The 2,708-nt window shown below is 64.6% G+C and carries 3 protein-coding genes and 1 pseudogene; 3 read left to right on the top strand and 1 reads right to left on the bottom strand.

The annotated features are described in order from the left end of the window. The 3 genes and pseudogenes from WBQ77_RS12735 to WBQ77_RS12725 all read left to right on the top strand — a co-directional run. A pseudogene (locus tag WBQ77_RS12735) lies at positions 1-328 on the top strand (DUF1285 domain-containing protein); the annotation flags it as partial. Between the two features lie 137 nt (positions 329-465). Continuing rightward, positions 466-726 (top strand): DUF6111 family protein, encoded by a 261-nt coding sequence (locus WBQ77_RS12730; protein WP_424045248.1) that lies wholly within the window; start codon positions 466-468, stop codon positions 724-726. Positions 727-756: 30 nt separating this feature from the next. Beyond that, entirely contained in the window at positions 757-2,034 is a 1,278-nt protein-coding gene (locus WBQ77_RS12725) for a CCA tRNA nucleotidyltransferase (protein ID WP_424060517.1), read from the top strand. An 83-nt stretch (positions 2,035-2,117) separates the two neighbouring features. Here WBQ77_RS12725 and WBQ77_RS12720 read toward each other — a convergent pair. After that, positions 2,118-2,708, bottom strand: a 591-nt coding sequence (locus WBQ77_RS12720) for a TCP-1/cpn60 chaperonin family protein (protein ID WP_424060516.1), incomplete at its 5' end; no start/stop codon positions are given.

The following is a 2,708-nucleotide window of genomic DNA, read 5'->3' as shown; positions in this document are numbered from 1 at the left end:
CGTCACGCGAGTGGAGAAGGTGCCCATCGAGGTCGAGGGCGAGCCGTTCATCGCGGTCGCGATGACCCGGAACGGTGAGGGATCAGACCAGCGCCAGACCTTCACCACCAATGTCGACGACGAGGTGACGGCGGGTCCTGCACATGCCATCGGATTTCACGCCGAACCCGAAGGCGGGCAGGCACCATTCGTGGATGTGCGAGACGGGCTGAGGGCACAGCTTTCGCGCGCGGTCTATTACGAGCTGGCCGATATGACGGTGGAGACAGAGGCGGGGCTGGGCGTGTGGAGTGACGGCGCGTTTTTTCCGTTCCCGATGGATGAGTAAGAAAGGATGTGCGATGCCGGCGCACGCGGCCGAGGGAAAGCGCGCTCGCATTGTGCGCATCGCGCCGCTAAGCTCCTGCACCAAAGACGCATGAAGACCGTGCCGAATAACCGATCTTGGGGAGACTGCCGGGCCTGATGTTTCGCGTTATTCTGATCAACATCCTTTTGTTTCTGCTGCCCTTCTTGGTCTACGCGGCCTATGTGGTGTGGGTGAAGGGCGTGGCACCCAACCGAGCGATGGCGGGGGCGCCGTTTCTCTGGCTTGTTATCGCCGGCCTCGTGGTCTTGTTCGTGGGGCTGTTCACGCTGGTCGAGTTTTCCGGCGGCGATCGCGACGGCAGCTATCAACCCTCCGTTCTGGAAGACGGCGTCATCAAACCGGGCGGTATCAATTGACCCGCCGCCCTTCCTATCGGACCAACCCTCATGGCCGAGCACGACACACCGCAAGACACCAGCCATGACTTGGCGCCGCCGTCGCTCGACGCGGCCCCTTGGCTTGCGCGGCCTGAGACCCTTCGCGTGTTCGCGGCGCTTTCAGGCGAGACTGGCGCGACGCGCGCGGTCGGCGGTGCGTTGCGCGATGCGTTGCTCGGACTGCCGGTCGCCGATGTCGACTTCGCCACGACGATTGCCCCTGAGGAGGTCATCGCCCGTGCGCGCAAGGCAGGTCTCAAAGCCATTCCGACCGGTCTTGCACATGGCACGGTGACGCTCGTCGCCGACGGTGTCTCATTCGAGGTTACGACCCTGCGGCACGATGTGGAGACCTTCGGCCGGCATGCCACGGTCTCCTTCACCGAGGACTGGGCGGAAGATGCGGCGAGGCGGGACTTCACCCTTAACGCGCTCTATGCTGGCATGGATGGGACGCTGTTCGACCCGCTTGGCGGCTATCCGGATCTCATGGCCGGGCGCGTCCGCTTCATCGGCGATCCGGCCATGCGCATCAAGGAAGACTACTTACGCATTCTGCGTTTCTTCCGCTTCAACGCGTGGTACGGCCGGGGCGCATTCGATGCCGCCGGCCTCTCCGCGTGCGTGCGTGCGCGGGCGGGCTTGCGTCAGCTTTCGGCGGAACGTGTTGCGAGCGAAGTAAAACGTCTGCTGGTGGCACCGCAGGCCTCCGAGGCGGTGTCGGTGCTGTTCAACTATGGGTTGCTCTGCGACATTCTTGGAGCCGCGCCAAAGTTGTCCCGGTTCGCGCGTCTCATTGGGATCGAGGACGCCCTGGATCGCAAGCCCCATGCGATCCTGCGGCTCGCCGCGCTGGCCGTGTTCGTCCCCGAGGATGCAAAACGTCTTGCGCGCCGCTTCAAACTTTCCAATGCTGAACAGGCCCTGCTCGCATTGGGCGGCGTCCCCTTCGTCGATGCCTTGCCGGACGAAGCGGCGGCAAAACGAAAACTCTATGCGCTGGGACCGACCGCTTACGCCGCGCGCGTGTTGCTTGCCTGGGCGAATGGCGATGCGCCCGTGACGGACCCCGCTTGGCGCAGCGCCGCGACGTTGGCTGAGCGCTGGGACGCGCCGGTCTTTTCCTTGCGCGGCACGGACATCACAGCGCTGGGCAAGTTCTCCGGTCCGGAAATCGGCGACATGCTGAGCAGGGTCGAGCAGCTCTGGATTGAGGGCGGCTTTGCCGAGGATCGCGAGGGCTTGCTGGCATTGGCGAAGGCGCTGGCGGCGGACGGCGGTAGCTAGCCCCAAACAAAAAGCCGCGCCCGAAGGCGCGGCTCTATGTTTCTCGGTGCACCCAAAAAAGGACGCGACGGGTCGGGTGAGGCTTAGAAGCCCATGCCACCCATACCGCCCATGCCACCCATGTCGCCGCCCGGCATGGCAGGTGCGGCGCCGCCCTTCTTGGGCAGCTCGGCGACCATGGCCTCGGTCGTGATAAGGAGGCCGGCCACGGAGGAAGCATCCTGCAGCGCGGTGCGGACGACCTTCGCCGGGTCGATCACGCCTTGCTTGACCAGATTGCCGTATTCGCCGGTCGCGGCGTTGTAGCCGAAATTGTAGTCCTTCTTGTCGAGGATCTTGCCCACGACAACGGCGCCGTCTTCGCCGGCATTCTCGGCGATCTGACGCAGCGGGGCCTGAAGGGCGCGGCGGACGATGTTGATACCGATCTTCTGGTCGTCATTGCCGGCGCGGAGAGACTCGATCGCCTCGAGCGCACGCAGCAGCGCAACGCCGCCGCCCGGCACGATGCCTTCTTCGACGGCCGCGCGGGTCGCGTTCAACGCATCGTCGACGCGATCCTTCTTCTCCTTCACCTCCATCTCGGTGGCGCCGCCAACCTTGATCACGGCAACACCGCCGGCGAGTTTCGCCAGCCGCTCTTGCAGCTTCTCACGATCGTAATCGGACGAGGT

Source organism: Methyloceanibacter sp., from assembly GCF_049590335.1.
Taxonomy (GTDB): Bacteria; Pseudomonadota; Alphaproteobacteria; order Rhizobiales; family Methyloligellaceae; genus Methyloceanibacter.
The sequence above is the reverse complement of the archived record's forward strand: the minus strand, read 5'-3'. Positions and strand labels throughout refer to the sequence as shown.